Source organism: Xenophilus azovorans DSM 13620, assembly GCF_000745855.1.
Classification (GTDB): Bacteria; Pseudomonadota; Gammaproteobacteria; order Burkholderiales; family Burkholderiaceae_C; genus Xenophilus; species Xenophilus azovorans.
On the sequence record NZ_JQKD01000040.1, the window covers coordinates 1 to 17,383 of the forward strand.

A 17,383-nucleotide genomic window follows, 5' to 3' on the forward strand; every position below is an offset into this window, starting at 1 on the left:
CGGCGACGTGCCGATCTCGAACAACTGGGTGGAGAACCACATCAGGCCCATCGCCCTCGGAAGGTCGAACTGGTTGTTCGCCGGCAGCCTGCGCGCGGGCAAGCGCGCAGCAGCGATCATGAGCCTGCTGCACTCGGCGCGCATCAACGGGCACGAGCCCTATGCGTACCTCAAGGACGTGCTGGAACGACTGCCGGCCCACCCGGCCAGCCGCATCGACGAACTGCTGCCGCACCGCTGGTCGCCTTCCGCTTGAGGGCTGTCACCGGCGACGCACTGGCGGTCAAGGTGACTTCGCCGGACGCATACCTTCGACATGCGGCTCGTTCCAATCTCGGTGGCAGACCTGCACCCACTCTGCCGGCATCTCGACAACGACGCGACGCCGCTTCATCAGTCGTACTTGAGCAGATTCCGAAATACACATCTGGTCTCGCTTCTTGCAGGCCAATGGAATCCTGAAGCTTATTCGCCTCTGCGGGAGCGTGAATCGCAGAGGGCTGCAGCGGCACGTGCTTGGTACGAAACGGTAACGACCAACCCCGTTGGTCTTGGACGTCGCATTGCTAGAGTCCTACGGGAGCTTGACGTTGACGCCCAGCATGAACAAACGATCGAGTCTCCTCATGGGCGCGTTCGTGCGGACGTTCTTGTCACGCGCAATATCGCTCAACCGCCAAACGTGCTTGTCGAATTAAAGGCGTATTCCGCAGAGAACACCATGCCCTCGACGATCTGCAATGCAGTGCAAACCACTTTGCGGCGTCATGCACATTTTGCTGGTTTCCTTCAACGCCAGTAGGGTATGAGTGAAGGCCAACAGGTCGATCGACGCGAACGTCCATCAGCTGGCTTCACCGCCCTACCATCCGTCGATCATTTTCGGCTTTGAGTACTACCTTTCCTCGCTGCACCGTTCGCTTTTGGCTGCTAGGTGTCGTTTGATCGGCGGATTTGGCGGGCCGTGTCTAGGCTGAAGCGGCCTCCGCTACCCGTCAGCTAAGCCCTCCGCTCATCCCTCAACACCACCTCCCCCGTCCGCGGATTCGTCAGCGTGACGTTCTCCAGCGCCTGGATGCGCCACTCGCCCGCCCGCCGCGTCAGCACGGCGAGGATCAGCGTGTCGACGGCATGCGGGCCCGCGGGATGGGCCTCACCGACCGTGAGCCGGCTCCAGAAGTGCACGACCGCCGCGTCGGTGCCGATGGCCGTCGTGTCGATGCGTTCGTTCTCGAGTGTGGAGTCGCGGTAGATGCCCGCGTGGATCGGCGTATGCATCTCCACGATGGCCTCGACGCCGCGCACGTAGTGGCCGAAGCGGTTCACGAAGGTCGCGTCCGGATGGAACAGCGCGCCGAGCGCGCGCATGTCGTGGCGGTTCCAGGCGGCCTGGAATGCGTGGGGCGCGTCTTCGGGTCGTTCCATGGCCGGGATTCTCCCGGAACGCGGCCGCGGCGGGGCCGGCGCCGGCATCCAGCCCGCTACGGCCGGCCGGCCTGCTGCACGGCCGCGGCGGCGCTCCTTTTCATCGCCGCCCCGAGCGCCACCACGGCCAGCGCCAGCGGCACGAACGACACCCACAGCACCGTGTCCCAGCCGTAGGCGGACAGGAGGCCGCCGGAGGAGAACGAGCCGACCGCCATCAGGCCGAAGACGATGAAGTCGTTGAGCGACTGCACGCGCGTCTTTTCCTCGGGCCGGTGGCATTCCAGCACCAGCGCCGACGCACCGAGGAAGCCGAAATTCCAGCCCAGGCCCAGCAGGACCAGCGAGGCCCAGAAGTGCGGCACGTCGATGCCTCCCAGCCCGACGACGGCGGACAGGCCGGTGAGCGCCAGGCCCACCGTCGCCAGCCGGCCGGCGCCGAAGCGCGCGATCAGGCTGCCGGTGAAGAAGCTGGGCGCGTACATGGCGATGACGTGCCATTGCAGTCCCAGGTTGGCGGACGCCTGCGAGTGGCCGCACAGGCGCATCGCCAGCGGCGCGGCCGTCATCAGGAAGTTCATCAGCATGTACGACACGGCGCCGCAGATGGCGGCCGCGACGAAGCGCGGCTGGCGCACGATCTCGGCCAGCGGCCGGCCGCCGGCGATCTCCTCGGCGGTGGGCATGGGCAGCTTCACGCCCAGCAGGACGAGCGCCGACACCGCGGCGACGGCGGCCTGCACCACGAAGGTGGCCGCGAACATGTGCGGCGGCCACATGTCCATCGTCCAAGTCACCAGCTGCGGCCCCAGCACCCCGGCGGCCACGCCCCCGGCCATGACGAGCGACAGCGCGCGCGGCCGCCGCTTCGGCGCCACGCCGTCGGCCGCCGCGAAGCGGAAGGACAGCACCACGGCCGCGTAGCTGCCGCCGAAGAAGCCCGCCAGGCAGAACAGCCAGAACCACGACATGACGACGGCCAGCGTGGCCAGCAGGCCGGCCAGCACGCCGGCGCCCGTGCCCGTCACGAAGGCCGCGCGCCGGCCGTGCCGCCGGGCGATGGCGCCCACCGGGAGGATGCACGCCGCCATGCCCACCACGAAGATGGAGATGGGCAGGGTGGCGAGCATCGGCGTCGGGGCCAGCATGTCGCCGACGATGGCGCCGGTGGCGTAGAACACCACCGTGTTCGCCCCGGCCAGCGCCTGTGCGATGGCGAGGCGCCAGATGTTGCCGCGCTGGATCGTCTCGGGCAGCAGGGCAAGGGCGCCGCCTGCCGCGGCGAGGGTGTGTTCGGTCATTCTTCTTCGATCGAAAGGGCTGGCTCGTGCGGGCGTCCCATCGCCAGCACCATGCGGTATTTGACCCGACATCCGGCTGCGGCGTTTTCCGCGTCGCGTACCGGCGGAAAACGCTGGCCTGCCCAGGGGGCGGATGTTCCGGGCTGGCTGCTGCGGGAGGCCGCCTCGGACGGGCCGCCCGCCTTCACGGCGCCACGCCATACGGCGTGAACCGGCTCTGGTTCTCGTCCACGTCCAGCGGCCGGCCGACGAAGGGGAAGGCGCGCTGCGGGCAGTCCGGACGCTCGCAGACCTTGCAGCCCATGCCGATGGGCGTGGCGGCCTCCGGGTCGCGCAGGTCCAGCCCCTTCGCGTAGACCAGCCGCGGCGCGTGCCGGATATCGCAGCCCAGCCCGATCGAGAACACCCGCCCGGGCGCGCCGTAGCCGCCCGGGCGGCTGGCCACCGTGCGCGCGATCCACAGGTACGAGCGCCCGTCCGGCATGCGTGCCAGCTGCGGGAGGATGCGCCCCGGCTGCGCGAAGGCCTCGTACACGTTCCACAGCGGGCAGGTGCCGCCGGTGCGGCTGAAGTGGAAGTGCGTGGCCGACTGCCGCTTGGAGATGTTGCCCGCCCGGTCGACCCGCACGAAGAAGAAGGGCACGCCCGGCGCGCCCGGCCGCTGCAGCGTGCTGAGCCGGTGGCAGACGGTCTCGAAGCCGACGCCGAACTGCTGCCCCAGCAGGTCGATGTCGTAGCGCAGCCGCTCGGCCGCCTGCAGGAACGGCGCATAGGGCAGCAGCAGGGCGCCCGCGAAGTAGTTGGCCAGCCCGACCCGCGCCAGCCGGCGCGAGGGCTCGTCGCCGTGGAAGGGGGGCGCGTCCACCAGCGCATCGATCAGCCCGGCGTGCTCGATCAGCGCCAGTTGCGTGCCGAGCTGGAACACCTGCTGCGCCGCGTCCAGCGACGCCGACAGCCGCAGCGTGCGCCGCGCCGGATCGAACTGCCGCTTGCCCTCGTGCTCGCCCGTGCCGGCCAGCACGCGGACCTTGTGGCGCTGCTGCAGGCGCTGCACCAGCCAGTCGGCCAGCGTGCCGCCTGATGCGCCGGCCTCGGCCGCCAGGGCCTCCGCCTGGCGGTCCACTTCGTCGAAGTGGTTCTGGTGGGCGAAGAAGAAGTCGCGCACCACCTCGAAGGGCATGGCGCGCGGCGCGGCGATGCCTGCGCGGTCGTCGCCCATGCGCAGGGCCATGGTCTCGATCTGCTCCTGCGCCGCGACGGTGCGGCGATGCAGGGCGATCAGGGCGCGGCCGAGCGCCGGCATCTGCGCGGCCACTTCCTTCAGCTCGGGCAGCGTGACCGGCTCGGGCGCGTCGGCCAGCGCCTCGCGCAGGCCAGCCACCAGGCGGGCTTCCTCGTCCTCGGAGAACTGCTGGATGTCCACGCCCAGGGCCCGGTGGATCCTCAGCAGCACGGCCACCGTGAGCGGCCGCTGGTTCTGCTCCAGTTGGTTGAGGTAGCTCGGCGACAGGCCCAGCGCATGCGCCAGCGCCACCTGCGACAGGCCGCGCTCGGCGCGCAGCTTGCGCAGGCGCACGCCCATGAAGGTCTTCTTCACCGGCGGGCTCCTGCGCAATCGGGCCATGAGTTATTCGCAGAATTCGCAATTCGCAGGTTTTTCATTCGCAATCTTTCGCCATTTCAGTCATGGGCGGAGGAGTGGATTTTGCGTAAATTGCGAAGCATGACAACACCCCCAGGCACAGTCGAGCTGCGCGAGCTGGTGATGCCCGCCCACGCGAACCACCACGGCACCCTGTTCGCCGGACAGGGCCTGCTGTGGATGGCCGGGGCCGCCTTCCTGGCGGCGCGCGGCCTGGCGCAGCGCGAGGTCGTGATGGCCGGCGTGACCGGCGTGGACTTCCTCTCGCCCATCCCCGTGGGCAGCCAGCTCGTCCTGCGCGCCTGGGTCAGTCGCGTGGGCCGCAGCTCGATGACCGTGTGCGTCACCGGGCTGGCGGATCAGCCCGGCGTGCCCGCCGAGGAAGTGTTCAAGGGTGTCTACGAGATGGTGGCCGTGGACGCCGCCGGCCGCCCCACCTGCATCGACCGCTCCTGCCTGGACAAGGAAACGACATGACCATCGCCACCGCCACCGAGACGGCCGCCTTCAGGCCCAAGAAATCCGTCGCCCTGTCGGGCGTCGCCGCCGGCAACACCGCCCTGTGCACCGTCGGCCGCAGCGGCAACGACCTGCACTACCGCGGCTACGACATCCTCGACATCGCCGAGGTGTGCGAGTTCGAGGAGATCGCCCACCTGCTGGTGCACGGCAAGCTGCCCACGCGGGCCGAGCTGCGCGCCTACAAGAACCGGCTGAAGGCCATGCGCGGTCTGCCCGTGAGCGTGAAGGAGGCCCTCGAAAGCCTGCCCGCCGGCGCGCACCCCATGGACGTGATGCGCACCGGCGTCTCGGCCCTGGGCTGCGTGCTGCCGGAGAAGGAGGACCACAACCTGGCCGGCGCGCGCGACATCGCCGACCGCCTGATGGCCTCGCTGGGTTCGATGCTGCTGTACTGGTACCACTGGAGCACGCACGGCAAGCGCATCGAGGTCGAGACCGACGACGACTCCATCGGCGGGCACTTCCTGCACCTGCTGCACGGGCGCAAGCCCTCGCAGGCCTGGGTGAGCGCGATGCACACCTCGCTCAACCTCTACGCCGAGCACGAGTTCAACGCCAGCACCTTCACGGCGCGCGTGATCGCCGGCACCGGCAGCGACATGTACTCGTCCATCGCCGGTGCCATCGGCGCGCTGCGCGGGCCCAAGCACGGCGGCGCCAACGAGGTGGCCTTCGAGATCCAGAAGCGCTACGACAACCCCGACGAGGCCGAGGCCGACATCCGCCGCCGCGTCGAGGCCAAGGAGGTCGTGATCGGCTTCGGCCACCCCGTCTACACGGTGAGCGACCCGCGCAACGTCGTCATCAAGGGCGTGGCCCGGCGGCTGTCGGAGGAGGCCGGCTCCACCAAGATGTTCGACATCGCCGAGCGGCTGGAGTCGGTGATGTGGGAGGTCAAGAAGATGTTCCCCAACCTCGACTGGTTCAGCGCCGTGAGCTACCACATGATGGGCGTGCCCACGGCCATGTTCACGCCGCTGTTCGTCATCGCGCGCACCAGCGGCTGGGCCGCCCACGTGATCGAGCAGCGCGTCGACAACAAGATCATCCGGCCGAGCGCGAACTACACCGGCCCGGATGACCGGAGCTTCGTGCCCATCGACCAGCGCGCCTGATGTCCATCCCTGCCGAGCATTTCTCCCGAGAGCTTTCCATGTCTTCCCCCATCTCCAACATCCGTCCCGACTACGACCAGGTCATCCAGGACATCGTCGACTACGCGCTGAACTACGAAGTCACGTCCGAACTCGCCATCGAGACTGCGCGCCACATCCTCATCGACACGCTCGGCTGCGGGCTGGAGGCGCTGGAATACCCGGCCGCCTGCAAGCTGCTCGGCCCCGTGGTCAAGGGCACCGTCGTGCCCCACGGCGCCAAGGTGCCGGGCACGCAGTTCCAGCTCGATCCGGTGCAGGCCGCCTTCAGCATCGGGCTGCTCATCCGCTGGCTGGACTTCAACGACACCTGGCTGGCCGCGGAGTGGGGCCATCCCAGCGACAACCTGGGCGGCATCCTGGCCGTGGCCGACTGGCTCAGCCGCACCGCGGTGGCCGCCGGCAAGCCGCCGTTGACGATGATCGAGGTGCTGCGCGGCATCGTGAAGGCGCACGAGATCCAGGGCGTGATCGCGCTGGAAAATTCCTTCAACAAGGTGGGCCTGGATCACGTGCTGCTGGTCAAGGTCGCCTCCACCGCCGTGGTCGGCAAGCTGCTGGGCCTGACGCGCGACGAGGCGCTGGCCGCCGTGTCGCTGGCGTGGGTCGATGGGCAGAGCCTGCGCACCTACCGTCACGCACCCAACGCGGGCAGCCGCAAGAGCTGGGCGGCGGGCGACGCGACCAGCCGTGCCGTGCGCCTGGCGCTGATCGCGCAGACCGGCGAGATGGGCTGCCCCAGCGCGCTCACGGCCAGGACCTGGGGCTTCTACGACGTGCTGTTCAAGGGCCAGCCGTTCAAGTTCCAGCGCACCTATGGCAGCTACGTGAGCGAGAACGTGCTGTTCAAGATCAGCTTCCCGGCCGAGTTCCACAGCCAGACCGCCGTCGAGGCCGCCGTGACGCTGCACCGGCAGTTGCGTGACGCGGGCAGGAGCATCGACGACATCGAGAAGATCACCATCCGCACGCACGAGGCCTGCATCCGCATCATCGACAAGCAAGGCCCGCTCGACAACCCGGCCGACCGCGACCACTGCATCCAGTACATGGTGGCCGTGCCGCTCATCAAGGGCCACCTGACGGCCGCCGACTACGAGGACGAAGCGGCAGCGGACCCGCGCATCGACGCACTGCGCGCGCGCATCCACTGCGTGGAAGACGTGCAGTACACCCGGGACTACCACGACCCCGACAAGCGCAGCATCGCCAACGCGCTCACCGTGCAGTTCAAGGACGGCGGCACGCTGCCCGAGGTGGCCGTCGAATACCCCATCGGCCACAAGCGCCGCCGCGCCGAGGGCATTCCGCTGCTCGAAGCCAAGTTCCGCACCAACCTGGCGCGGCGCTTCCCGAAGAAGCAGCAGGACGCCATCCTTGCCGCCTCGCTCGACGCGCACGCGCTGACGGCGATGCCGGTGCACGAGTACGTCGATCTCTATGCGATCTGATGGACCGCGAGCAAGCGCCATGTCCACACGCAAGCAACTCAGGCAACTGGCCGAAGCCCGCCGCGGCGTGCTCGTGCCCGGCGCGTTCAATGCGCTGTCCGCCAAGGTCATCGAGGACCTGGGCTTCGAAGCCATCTACGTCACCGGCGCCGGCGTGACCAACATGTGGTTCGGCCTACCCGACCAGGGCTTCATGGGCCTGGCCGAGATCGCCGACCACACCGCGCGCATCCGCGACGCAGTGAACCTGCCGCTGATCGTGGACGCCGACACCGGCTTCGGCAATGCGCTGAACGTGCGCCACACGGTGCGCACGCTGGAGCGCGCCGGCGCCGACTGCATCCAGTTCGAGGACCAGGTGGCGCCCAAGCGCTGCGGCCACTTCTCGGGCAAGGAAGTGATCTCCACCGGGGAGGCGGTCGCCAAGATCAAGGCGGCCGTCGATGCGCGGCAGGACGCGGACCTGCTCGTCATGGCCCGCACCGACGCCGCGGCCACGCACGGCTTCGAGGCGGCGGTGGAGCGCGCGCAGCAGTTCGCGGAGGCGGGCGCCGACATCCTCTTCGTCGAGGCGGTGACGAAGGAGGAGGAGGTGCGCGCGCTGCCCCGGCGCCTGGGCAAGCCGCAACTGATGAACATGGTGATCGGCGGGCGCACGCCGATCTTCAACGCGCAGCAGCTCGGCGAACTGGGCTACGGCATCGTGCTGTACGCCAACGCGGCGCTGCAGGGCGCGGTGGCGGGCATGCAGAAGGCGCTGACGGTGCTGCGCGACGAGAAGGAAGTGCGGGAGGACAGCGGCCTGGTGACGCCTTTCGCCGAGCGCCAGCGCCTGGTCGGCAAGCCCGCGTGGGACGCGCTGGAGAAGCGCTACACCTGACGCGCCGCCGCCGGCTGCCGCGCCTGCTCGATGAAGGCCCGGAGGTAGTCGGTGCCGAGGTCGGCTTCGCGTGCACCCAGGAAGATCTGCTTGGCGATGCCGCGCGGCCCCAGGCGCACCGGCACGACCGCCATCTTGTCGGCGTATTCCTCCACCAGCCAGCGCGGCAGCGCCGCCACGCCGCGGCCGCTGGCCACCATCTGCAGCATGATGTCCGTGGTCTCGATGGTCTTGTGGCGCTTCGGCGCGATGCCCGCGGGCGAGAGGAAGTCGGTGAAGACGTCCAGCCGCTGCGGCTCCACCGGGTAGGTGATCAGCACCTCCCTCGCCAGTTGCCTGGGCTTCACGTGGGCGGCGCCGGCCAGCGGGTGGCTGCGCGCCACCACCAGCACCTGCTCGTAGTCGAACACCGGTTCGAAATGCAGGCCCGGCTTGAACAGCGGGTCGGGCGTGACCAGCAGGTCGATCTCGTAGCCGAAGAGGGCGCCGATGCCGCCGAACTGGAACTTCTGCTTCACGTCCACGTCGACGTCGGGCCAGGCGGCCAGGTAGGGCGACACCACCTTCAGCAGCCACTGGTAGCAGGGATGGCACTCCATGCCGATGCGCAGGGTGCCGCGCTCGCCCTGCGCGAACTGGCCCAGCCGCTCCTCGGCCAGATCGAGCTGGGGGATCACGCGGTTGGCCACGGCCAGCAGGTACTGGCCGGCCTGCGTCAGGCGCAGGCTGCGGCCCTCGCGCAGCCAGATGTCGGTGCCCAGCTGCTGCTCCAGCTTGCGCATGCTGTGGCTCAGCGCGGACTGGGTGACGTGCAGCACCTCGGCGGCCGCCGTCAGCGAGCCCTGCCTTTCGACTTCCCTCACCACGGCGAGGTGGATGCGCTCCAGCATGATGAATGAGCAGTGCTCATGGATACGTGAGATAAAACCATTTTACTTCATCGAATCCCCTTCCTAGCATTCGTCCCCTTGTGTATTGACTCCCGCACGGCAGACCGGATGACCACCACCCACAACCTCGGATTCCCCCGCATCGGCGCCAGGCGCGAACTGAAGTTCGCCCTGGAGTCGTACTGGAAGGGCGAGTCCTCCCGCGACGAACTCCAGGCGCTCGGCGCGCAGCTTCGCCAGCGCCACTGGAGCGACCAGGCCGGCCTCGACCTCGTGCCGGTGGGCGACTTCTCGTTCTACGACCAGGTGCTGGACATGAGCTTCACGCTCGGCAACCTGCCCGAGCGCGTGCGCGGCTTCCACGGCGACGCGCTGGACAACTACTTCCGCGTGGCCCGCGGCCGTTCCGCGCAGACGGCCGAGGAACACGCCGGCTGCTGCGGCGGCGTGGCGGCCGGCGAGATGACCAAGTGGTTCGACACCAACTACCACTACATCGTCCCGGAGTTCACTGCCGGCACGCAGTTCGCGCTGGACGCCTCGCGCCTGCTCGACCAGATCGCGGAGGCCAGGGCGCAGGGCGTGAAAGCCAAGCCGGTCATCGTGGGCCCCGTCACCTACCTCGCCATCGGCAAGGCCAAGGACGACTCGGACAGGCTCGCGCTGCTGCCGCGGCTCCTGCCCGTGTACGCCGAACTGCTGGACACCCTGGCGGCGCAGGGCGTCGAGTGGGTGCAGGTGGACGAGCCGATCCTCGTCACCGAACTGGACGCCGACTGGCAGCACGCCTTCAACACCGCGTACCACCAGCTCAAGGGCTGCCGCGTCAAGCTGCTGCTGGCCACCTACTTCGGCCAGTTGCTGGAGAACCAGTACCTGGCCGCCAACCTGCCGGTGGCGGGCCTGCACGTGGACGCGGTCAACGGACGCGACGACGTGCTGCCCCTGCTGGGCATGCTGCCGGCGCACAAGGTGCTGTCGCTGGGCGTCATCAACGGCCGCAACATCTGGAAGACCGACCTGAATGCCGTGCTGGACTGGCTGGAGCCGATCGCCGAGCGCCTGGGCGATCGCCTGTGGATCGCGCCCTCGTGCTCGCTGCTGCACGTGCCGGTGGACCTGGCGAGCGAGCAGAAGCTGGATGCCGAGGTGAAGTCCTGGCTCGCCTTCGCGCTGCAGAAGCTGGACGAACTGAAGGTGCTGGGCCGCGCGCTGCGCGAGGGCCGCGAGGCCGTCGGGGCCGAGCTGGACGCCAACCGGGCCGCGCTCGCGGCGCGCCGCGCCTCGCCGCGCGTGAACAACCCGGCGGTGCAGGCGGCCGTGGCCGGCATCGGCAGCCACCTGGGCCGGCGCGAGAGCGCCTATGCCAGGCGCGCGCCCAAGCAGGCGGCCTTCCTGAAGCTGCCCAAATATCCGACCACCACCATCGGCTCGTTCCCGCAGACGGCGGAGATCCGCCATGCGCGTAGCGAGTTCAAGGCGGGCCGGCTGGACTATCCCGCCTACCAGGCCGCCATGCGGGCCGAGATCGAGCGCAGCGTGCGCGAGCAGGAGAAGCTGGGCCTGGACGTGCTGGTGCACGGCGAGGCCGAGCGCAACGACATGGTCGAGTACTTCGGCGAGCAGCTGGAGGGCTATGCCTTCAGCCAGTTCGGCTGGGTGCAGTCCTACGGCTCGCGCTGCGTGAAGCCGCCGATCCTGTTCGGCGACATCAGCCGTCCGCGGCCGATGACGGTGGAGTGGATCACCTACGCCCAGTCGCTGACGAGCAAGCCGATGAAGGGCATGCTCACCGGTCCGGTCACCATCCTGAACTGGTCTTTCGTGCGCGACGACCAGCCGCGCTCGGCGTCGTGCAGGCAGCTGGCGCTGGCCATCCGCGAGGAGGTGCTGGACCTGGAGAAGGCCGGCGTGCGCGTGATCCAGATCGACGAGGCCGCGCTGCGCGAGGGCCTGCCGCTGCGCAAGTCGCAGTGGAAGGCGTATCTCGACTGGGCCGTGGAGAGCTTCCGCATCACCGCCAACGGCGTGCGCGACGAGACGCAGATCCACACCCACATGTGCTATTCGGAGTTCAACGACATCATCGCGTCGATCGCCGAGATGGACGCCGACGTGATCACCATCGAGACCTCGCGCTCGGACATGGAGCTGCTCGACGCCTTCGACGACTTCAAGTACCCCAACGAGATCGGGCCCGGCGTGTACGACATCCACTCGCCCAACATCCCGACGCAGGAGCACATCGTGCAGCTGATGAAGAAGGCGGCCGAGCGCGTGCCGGCTGAGCGGCTGTGGGTCAACCCCGACTGCGGCCTGAAGACGCGCCAGTGGCCGGAGGTGATCCCGGCCCTGGCCAACATGGTCGACGCCGCCAGGACGCTGCGCGCCGGCGCCGCCTGACGGCCCCATCCGGCCGGCAGGCCCTTCCTAGAATGCCTCGCTCCACACGAACAGGAGACGAGGCATGCAGGAAGACAGCATCGAGTTCGCTTCGCGCGACGGCATCCGCATCCAGGCCTGGCGCTGGGCGCCCGAGGGCACGCCGCGGGCGGTGGTCCAGGTGCAGCACGGGCTGGGCGAGCACGGCGGCCGCTACCGCCGCTTCGGCGAGGCGCTGGCCGCGGCGGGCTACCTCGTCTACGCGCCCGACGGCCGGGGCTCGGGCCGCACCGCTGCCGGCCGCTACGGCCACTGGGGGCGGGACGGCTGGCCGGGCTGGGTCGACGACCTGCACCAGCTCGACCGCCGCATCCGCGCCGACCATCCGGGGCTGAAGCTGGCGCTGGTGGGCCACAGCATGGGCTCCTTCGCGACGCAGCAGTACCTGCTGGACCATTCGGCCGAGGTGGACGCGGCCGTGCTGATCGGCTCCAGCGAACCGTCGGGCATCGTGGATGCGCTGACCGCGCCGGGGCCGGTGGACCTGAGCGCGTTCAACCAGGCCTTCGAGCACCGCACGGGCTTCGAGTGGCTCAGCCGCGACGAGACGGAAGTCGACAGGTACTGCGCCGATCCGGCCTGCGGCTTCGCGCCCGAGCCCTTCGAAGGCATCGAGACCCTGCGGCGCGCGGCCGATCCGAAGGAACTGGCGAAGATCCGCGCCGGCCTGCCGCTCCTGATCCTCTCGGGCGACGCCGATCCGCTGGCCGCCGGCGGCGCGGCGCTGCAGCTCGTCGCGCAGCGCTACCGCGACGCGGGCCTGCGCGACGTCGAACTGGTGCTGTACCCCCAGGCGCGCCACGAGCTGCTGAACGAGACCAACCGCGAGGAGGTCACGGCGCGGATCGTCGGCTTCCTGGACCGCACCGTCGGCGCCTGAGCGCCGGCGTCGGCTCAGCCCTCCTGCAGTTCCGCCACCGGCACGCAGCTGCAGAACAGGTTGCGGTCGCCGTAGACGTTGTCCACGCGGCCCACGGGCGCCCAGTACTTCGCCTGCTTGAGCGAGGCCAGCGGGAAGCACGCCACCTCGCGCGAGTAGGGGTGCTTCCACTCGCCCGCGGCCAGCGCGGCGGCGGTGTGCGGGGCGTTCTTCAGCGGGTTGTCGTCCTTCGGCCAGACACCTTCCTCGATGCGGCGGATCTCGCCGCGGATGGCGACCATGGCGTCGATGAATCGGTCCAGCTCGGCCCGCGGCTCGCTCTCGGTGGGCTCGACCATCAGCGTGTTGGCGACCGGGAAGCTCAGCGTCGGCGCGTGGAAGCCGTAGTCGATCAGCCGCTTGGCGACGTCCTCGGCCATCACGCCGCTGGTCTCCTTCAGGCCGCGCAGATCGAGGATGCACTCGTGCGCCACGTGCCCGTTCGGGCTGGCGTACAGCGTCGGGTAGTGCCCGGCCAGCCGCGCGCTGACGTAGTTGGCGTTGAGGATGGCCGTCTCGGTGGCGGCCGTGAGGCCCGTGGCGCCCATCATGCGGATGTACATCCAGCTGATCGGCAGCACGGCGGCGTTGCCCAGCGGCGCCGCCGACACGGCGCCGACGGCGGCCGGCTCGCCGGCCGTGGCATGGCCGGGGAGGAAGGGCACCAGGTCCTCCACCACGCACACCGGGCCGACGCCGGGGCCGCCGCCGCCGTGCGGGATGCAGAAGGTCTTGTGCAGGTTCAGGTGGCTCACGTCGCCGCCGAACTCGCCCGGCGCGGCCACGCCGACCAGCGCGTTCATGTTGGCGCCGTCCACGTACACGCGGCCGCCGTGGGCATGGACGATCTCGCACAGCTCCTTCACCCGCGTCTCGAACACGCCGTGGGTGCTGGGGTAGGTGATCATCACGCAGGCCAGGTCGGCGGCGTGCTGCTCGCAGGCGCGCCTCAGGTCGTCGATGTCGACGTTGCCCTGCGCGTCGCAGGCGGTGACGACCACCTGCATGCCGGCCATCTGCGCGCTGGCCGGGTTGGTGCCGTGCGCGGAGGAGGGGATCAGGCACACGTTGCGGTGCGCCTCGCCGCGGCTGGCGTGCCAGGCCTGGATCGCCAGCAGCCCGGCGTACTCGCCCTGCGAGCCGGCGTTGGGCTGCAGGCTGATGCCGGCGTAGCCGGTGGCCTCGCACAGCCAGGCGCGCAGCTGCTCGTCCAGCAGCCTGTAGCCCTGCAGCTGCTCGGCCGGCGCGAAGGGGTGCACGTTGGCGAACTCGGGCCAGGTGATGGGGATCATCTCGCTGGTCGCGTTCAGCTTCATGGTGCAACTGCCCAGCGGGATCATGCTGCGGTCGAGCGAGAGGTCCTTGTCGGACAGCGCGCGGATGTAGCGCAGCATCGCCGTCTCGCTGCGGTGGGTGTTGAACACCGGATGCGTGAGGAAGGCGCTGGTGCGGCGCAGCTCGGCCGGCAGGCGCGGCTGGGCCTCGGCGGCCAGGTCGTCGAAGCGCGGCAGGGCGGCGCCGGCCGGCGCGAACACGGCCCACAGCGCCTCGACGTCGGCGCGGCCGTGGGTCTCGTCCAGCGTGATGCCCAGGTGCTGCTGCAGGCGGCGGCGCAGGTTCATGCCGGCCTGCTGGGCGCGGTCGTAGATGGCCTGCGTGTCCTCGCCGGTCTTCACGGTGAGCGTGTCGAAGGCGGTGTCGTGCACCAGCGCGCGGCCCATCGCTTCCAGCCCGCGCGCCAGCACGTCGGTGAGCAGCACCACGCGCTGCGCGATGCGCGCCAGGCCCTCTGGGCCGTGGTAGACGGCGTACATGCTGGCGATCACGGCCGGCAGCACCTGCGCCGTGCAGATGTTGGAGGTGGCCTTCTCGCGCCGGATGTGCTGCTCGCGCGTCTGCAACGCCAGGCGGTAGGCGGGCGCACCGTGCGCGTCCACGCTCACGCCCACCAGGCGGCCGGGCAGCGAGCGCTTGAAAGCGTCGCGGCAGGCCAGGTAGGCGGCGTGCGGGCCGCCGGCGCCCATCGGCATGCCGAAGCGCTGCGTGGTGCCGCAGACGATGTCGGCGTCCCACTCGCCGGGCGGGGCGAGCAGGGTGAGCGCCAGCAGGTCGGCCGCCACGCAGAACGCGGCGCCCTTCTCGTGCGCCATGCCCACCAGCGGGCGCAGGTCGTGCACGCGGCCGGTGGTGCCGGGGTACTGCGCCAGCACGCCGAAGAACTCGCCGCTGGCCATCAGGTGCGGCAGCGTCTCGTTCAGCGTGCTGACCTTCACCTCGATGTCCATCGGTGCGGCGCGGGTGCGGATCACCTCGATGGTCTGCGGGTGGCAGTCGCCGGCCACCAGGAAGACGTTGCTTTTGCTCTTCACGCTGCGCTTGGCCAGCGTCATCGCCTCGGCCGCGGCGGTGGCCTCGTCGAGCATCGACGCGTTGGCGATCGCCATGCCGGTGAGGTCGCACACCATGGTCTGGAAGTTGACCAGCGCCTCCATGCGGCCCTGCGAGATCTCGGCCTGGTAGGGCGTGTAGGCGGTGTACCAGGCCGGGTTCTCCAGCACGTTGCGCAGGATGACGCCCGGCGTGTGCGTGCCGTGGTAGCCCTGGCCGATGAAGTTGCGCGCCACCTTGTTCCTCGCGGCGATGGCCTTCAGCTCCGCCAGCGCCTCGGCCTCGGTGGCGGGCGTGGGCAGCTTCATCGCACGGCTGCGGCGGATGGCCGGCGGCACGATGCCGTCGATCAGCTCGGCGCGCGAGGCCGAGCCGACGGCGCGCAGCATCGCCGCCTCGTCGTCGGCCGTGGGGCCGATGTGGCGGGCGGCGAAGGCGTCGGCCCGTTCGAGGGCGGCCAGGGGAGGGAAGGGGGCGGGCATGGTCATGGACGCGGCGGGCAAGGACGGAGGTGGATCAGGACCCTTCGGTGAACTTGACGTAGTCGGGCTCGTCCATGAGCTGGTCGAACTCGGCCATGTCCTTCTCGGCGATGAGCACCTTGAAGAACCAGCCCGCGCCCATCGGGTCGCTGTTGGCGAGCGAGGGGTCGGCGCGCAGCGCCTCGTTCACCTCGACGATCTCGCCGGACACGGGCATGTAGATGTCGGCGGCGGCTTTCACCGACTCGACCACGCCGGCCACCTCGCCCTGCTTGAAGGTCTTGCCCACCTCGGGCAGGTCGACGAAGACCACGTCGCCCAGCGCGTCCTGCGCATGCAGCGTGATGCCCACGGTGGCAGCCTCGTGGTCGGCGATCTCGATCCACTCGTGGTCCTTGGAGTAGTGCACGGTCATGGGAGGGTTCCTGAAGAAAGAAATGGAGGGAAAGCGAAGTATGGGGGCGCTGGCGCGCCCGGATTCAGCCGCGGTGGTAGCGCGCGGGCACGAAGGGCATGGGCGCGACCTCCATCGGCACCGGCTTGCCGCGCACCAGCGCGTCGATGCGGGTGCCCGGCGCGGCCAGGGCCGGCGGCACGTAGCCCATGGCGACGGGCTTGTCGAGGCTGGGGCCCAGCAGGCCGCTGGTGACGCTGCCGACGGCCTCGCCGCCCGGCACGTGCAGCGCCGCCGGCTCGCGCACCGGCACCCGCTCCAGCGCCGCCAGGCCGACGCGCTTGCGCTGCACCGGGATGGTGCCGTCCAACTGCCCCAGCACGCGATCTGCGCCGGGGAAGCCGCCGGCGCGCTCGCTGCCGCTGCGCCGCACCTTCTGGATCGCCCAGGTGAGCGCGGCCTCCACCGGCGTGGTGGTGGCGTCCAGGTCGTTGCCGTACAGGCACAGGCCGGCTTCCAGGCGCAGCGAGTTGCGCGCGCCCAGGCCGATGGGCTGCACCTCGGGCTGCGCCAGCAGCAGGCGCGCCAGGCGCTCGGCGTCCTCGGCCTTGACGGAGATCTCGAAGCCGTCCTCGCCGGTGTAGCCGCTGCGGGTGGCGAAGGCCGGCACGCCGCCGATCTGCACCGCGCCGCCGGTCATGAAGACGAAGCGGCCGATGCCGGGCGCGAGGCGTTCCAGCACCGCCGCCGCCTGCGGGCCCTGCAGGGCGAGCAGGGCGTGGCCAGGCATCGGCAGCACCTGGCAGCGGCTGCCGATCTTCTGCCGGATCAGGGCGATGTCGGCCTGCTTGCAGGCGCCGTTGACCACCACGAAGAGGCTGTCATTCCCTTCGTTGAAGAACATCAGGTCGTCCAGGATGCCGCCCTCGTCGTTCAGCAGCAGGCCGTAGCGCTGCTTGCCGGGCGCCAGGCCGATCACGTCGACCGGCATCAGCGTCTCGAAGGCGGCGGCGGCATCGGGGCCGGCCAGCCGCAGCTGGCCCATGTGGGAGATGTCGAACAGGCCCGCGGCGGCGCGGGTGTGGCGGTGCTCGGCGATCAGGCCGGCGGGGTACTGCACCGGCATCGAGTAGCCGGCAAAGGGCACCATGCGCGCGCCCAGCTCGACGTGCAGGTCGTACAGCGGGGTCTTCAGCAGGGCGGCGTCGGCGGAGGGGGCAGCGGCCATGAGGGGCTCCAGGGGCGGCAGAAGGGCAGTCCGAATTCCACGACACGCAGGTCGTGGGCCACCCCGGCTGTCCCTGGTGCCTGAGAGATTCGCCTTCCGCGATGGGGGCTTGCTCCTTCGGCGGACGCCATCGGCGGATGCCGCCGGGCGCCTCTCTCCAGCCAGGAAACGCCCGCACGAGGCGGGCGCTGCGTCAGTCCTTTTGCCTGAGCGTTCGGATGTTTCCTGCGCCTTCGGCGGCCCCGCGAGGGGGCTCTCTCCTGAC

The 17,383-nt window shown here is 70.0% G+C and carries 14 protein-coding genes and 2 riboswitches; of the genes, 7 read left to right on the plus strand and 7 right to left on the minus strand.

The genetic code is table 11. The features are described from left to right. Positions 1–256: transposase domain-containing protein (locus Q392_RS19590; RefSeq protein ID WP_038211344.1), on the plus strand; the 256-nt coding region annotated here is incomplete at its 5' end. 743 nt (positions 257–999) lie between these two features. Here the strand turns inward: Q392_RS19590 and Q392_RS19595 are convergent. The 3 genes from Q392_RS19595 to Q392_RS19605 form a co-directional block, all read right to left on the minus strand. Further along, a complete protein-coding gene (locus tag Q392_RS19595) occupies positions 1,000–1,425 on the minus strand; it encodes an SgcJ/EcaC family oxidoreductase (RefSeq protein WP_038211345.1) in 426 nt (141 codons plus the stop codon). Between the two features lie 56 nt (positions 1,426–1,481). Then, complete coding sequence (locus Q392_RS19600; protein ID WP_038211347.1) at positions 1,482–2,726, minus strand: MFS transporter; 1,245 nt, start codon at positions 2,724–2,726, stop codon at positions 1,482–1,484. 184 nt (positions 2,727–2,910) lie between these two features. Beyond that, complete coding sequence (locus Q392_RS19605) at positions 2,911–4,323, minus strand: short-chain fatty acyl-CoA regulator family protein (protein ID WP_038211349.1); 1,413 nt, start codon at positions 4,321–4,323, stop codon at positions 2,911–2,913. A 126-nt stretch (positions 4,324–4,449) separates the two neighbouring features. On the opposite strand from Q392_RS19605, the gene Q392_RS19610 reads away from it, so the two are divergent. From Q392_RS19610 to Q392_RS19625, 4 genes are read left to right on the plus strand one after another with little or no spacing between them, the layout of a single operon-like run. Next, on the plus strand, positions 4,450–4,845 hold the full coding sequence (locus Q392_RS19610) for an acyl-CoA thioesterase (protein WP_038211351.1): 396 nt from the start codon (positions 4,450–4,452) through the stop codon (positions 4,843–4,845). Next, a complete protein-coding gene (prpC, locus tag Q392_RS19615; RefSeq protein ID WP_038211364.1) occupies positions 4,842–6,005 on the plus strand; it encodes a bifunctional 2-methylcitrate synthase/citrate synthase in 1,164 nt (387 codons plus the stop codon). Before Q392_RS19610 ends, prpC begins: the two co-directional genes overlap by 4 nt. A gap of 38 nt (positions 6,006–6,043) precedes the next feature. Then, positions 6,044–7,495: a bifunctional 2-methylcitrate dehydratase/aconitate hydratase gene (locus Q392_RS19620; protein ID WP_038211367.1), complete on the plus strand. Its 1,452-nt coding sequence runs from the start codon at positions 6,044–6,046 to the stop codon at positions 7,493–7,495. 19 nt (positions 7,496–7,514) lie between these two features. Next, complete coding sequence (locus Q392_RS19625) at positions 7,515–8,375, plus strand: isocitrate lyase/PEP mutase family protein (protein WP_038211369.1); 861 nt, start codon at positions 7,515–7,517, stop codon at positions 8,373–8,375. On the opposite strand, the gene Q392_RS19630 is transcribed toward Q392_RS19625, so the two are convergent. After that, on the minus strand, positions 8,366–9,265 hold the full coding sequence (locus Q392_RS19630; RefSeq protein ID WP_038211370.1) for a LysR family transcriptional regulator: 900 nt from the start codon (positions 9,263–9,265) through the stop codon (positions 8,366–8,368). The genes Q392_RS19625 and Q392_RS19630 overlap by 10 nt on opposite strands. Before the next feature lie 108 nt (positions 9,266–9,373). Here Q392_RS19630 and metE point away from each other — a divergent pair, with 108 nt between their 5' ends. Then, positions 9,374–11,668 (plus strand): 5-methyltetrahydropteroyltriglutamate--homocysteine S-methyltransferase, encoded by a 2,295-nt coding sequence (gene metE / locus Q392_RS19635; RefSeq protein ID WP_038211372.1) that lies wholly within the window; start codon positions 9,374–9,376, stop codon positions 11,666–11,668. Between the two features lie 64 nt (positions 11,669–11,732). Continuing rightward, the gene (locus tag Q392_RS19640; RefSeq protein ID WP_038211380.1) at positions 11,733–12,587 is read left to right on the plus strand and encodes an alpha/beta fold hydrolase; all 855 of its coding nucleotides are present in this window, start codon (positions 11,733–11,735) and stop codon (positions 12,585–12,587) included. 14 nt (positions 12,588–12,601) lie between these two features. On the opposite strand, the gene gcvP is transcribed toward Q392_RS19640, so the two are convergent. The 3 genes from gcvP to gcvT all read right to left on the minus strand — a co-directional run bounded on the left by gcvP (position 12,602) and on the right by gcvT (position 17,118). Then, a complete protein-coding gene (gene gcvP / locus Q392_RS19645) occupies positions 12,602–15,496 on the minus strand; it encodes an aminomethyl-transferring glycine dehydrogenase (RefSeq protein WP_038211426.1) in 2,895 nt (964 codons plus the stop codon). Positions 15,497–15,530: 34 nt separating this feature from the next. Next, complete coding sequence (gcvH, locus tag Q392_RS19650; RefSeq protein ID WP_038211381.1) at positions 15,531–15,911, minus strand: glycine cleavage system protein GcvH; 381 nt, start codon at positions 15,909–15,911, stop codon at positions 15,531–15,533. A gap of 64 nt (positions 15,912–15,975) precedes the next feature. Further along, positions 15,976–17,118: a glycine cleavage system aminomethyltransferase GcvT gene (gene gcvT, locus Q392_RS19655; RefSeq protein WP_038211383.1), complete on the minus strand. Its 1,143-nt coding sequence runs from the start codon at positions 17,116–17,118 to the stop codon at positions 15,976–15,978. A gap of 57 nt (positions 17,119–17,175) precedes the next feature. Beyond that, positions 17,176–17,289, minus strand: a riboswitch (glycine riboswitch). A gap of 21 nt (positions 17,290–17,310) precedes the next feature. After that, positions 17,311–17,383, minus strand: a riboswitch (glycine riboswitch).

Bases quoted from the DNA above. Each gene is read 5' to 3' on its own strand.
- Q392_RS19595 (WP_038211345.1), bottom strand. From the start codon at position 1,425: ATGGAACGACCCGAAGACGCGCCCCACGCATTCCAGGCCGCCTGGAAC.
- Q392_RS19600 (WP_038211347.1), bottom strand. From the start codon at position 2,726: ATGACCGAACACACCCTCGCCGCGGCAGGCGGCGCCCTTGCCCTGCTG.
- Q392_RS19610 (WP_038211351.1), top strand. From the start codon at position 4,450: ATGACAACACCCCCAGGCACAGTCGAGCTGCGCGAGCTGGTGATGCCC.
- prpC (WP_038211364.1), top strand. From the start codon at position 4,842: ATGACCATCGCCACCGCCACCGAGACGGCCGCCTTCAGGCCCAAGAAA.
- Q392_RS19620 (WP_038211367.1), top strand. From the start codon at position 6,044: ATGTCTTCCCCCATCTCCAACATCCGTCCCGACTACGACCAGGTCATC.
- Q392_RS19625 (WP_038211369.1), top strand. From the start codon at position 7,515: ATGTCCACACGCAAGCAACTCAGGCAACTGGCCGAAGCCCGCCGCGGC.
- Q392_RS19630 (WP_038211370.1), bottom strand. From the start codon at position 9,265: ATGCTGGAGCGCATCCACCTCGCCGTGGTGAGGGAAGTCGAAAGGCAG.
- metE (WP_038211372.1), top strand. From the start codon at position 9,374: ATGACCACCACCCACAACCTCGGATTCCCCCGCATCGGCGCCAGGCGC.
- Q392_RS19640 (WP_038211380.1), top strand. From the start codon at position 11,733: ATGCAGGAAGACAGCATCGAGTTCGCTTCGCGCGACGGCATCCGCATC.
- gcvP (WP_038211426.1), bottom strand. From the start codon at position 15,496: ATGCCCGCCCCCTTCCCTCCCCTGGCCGCCCTCGAACGGGCCGACGCC.
- gcvH (WP_038211381.1), bottom strand. From the start codon at position 15,911: ATGACCGTGCACTACTCCAAGGACCACGAGTGGATCGAGATCGCCGAC.
- gcvT (WP_038211383.1), bottom strand. From the start codon at position 17,118: ATGGCCGCTGCCCCCTCCGCCGACGCCGCCCTGCTGAAGACCCCGCTG.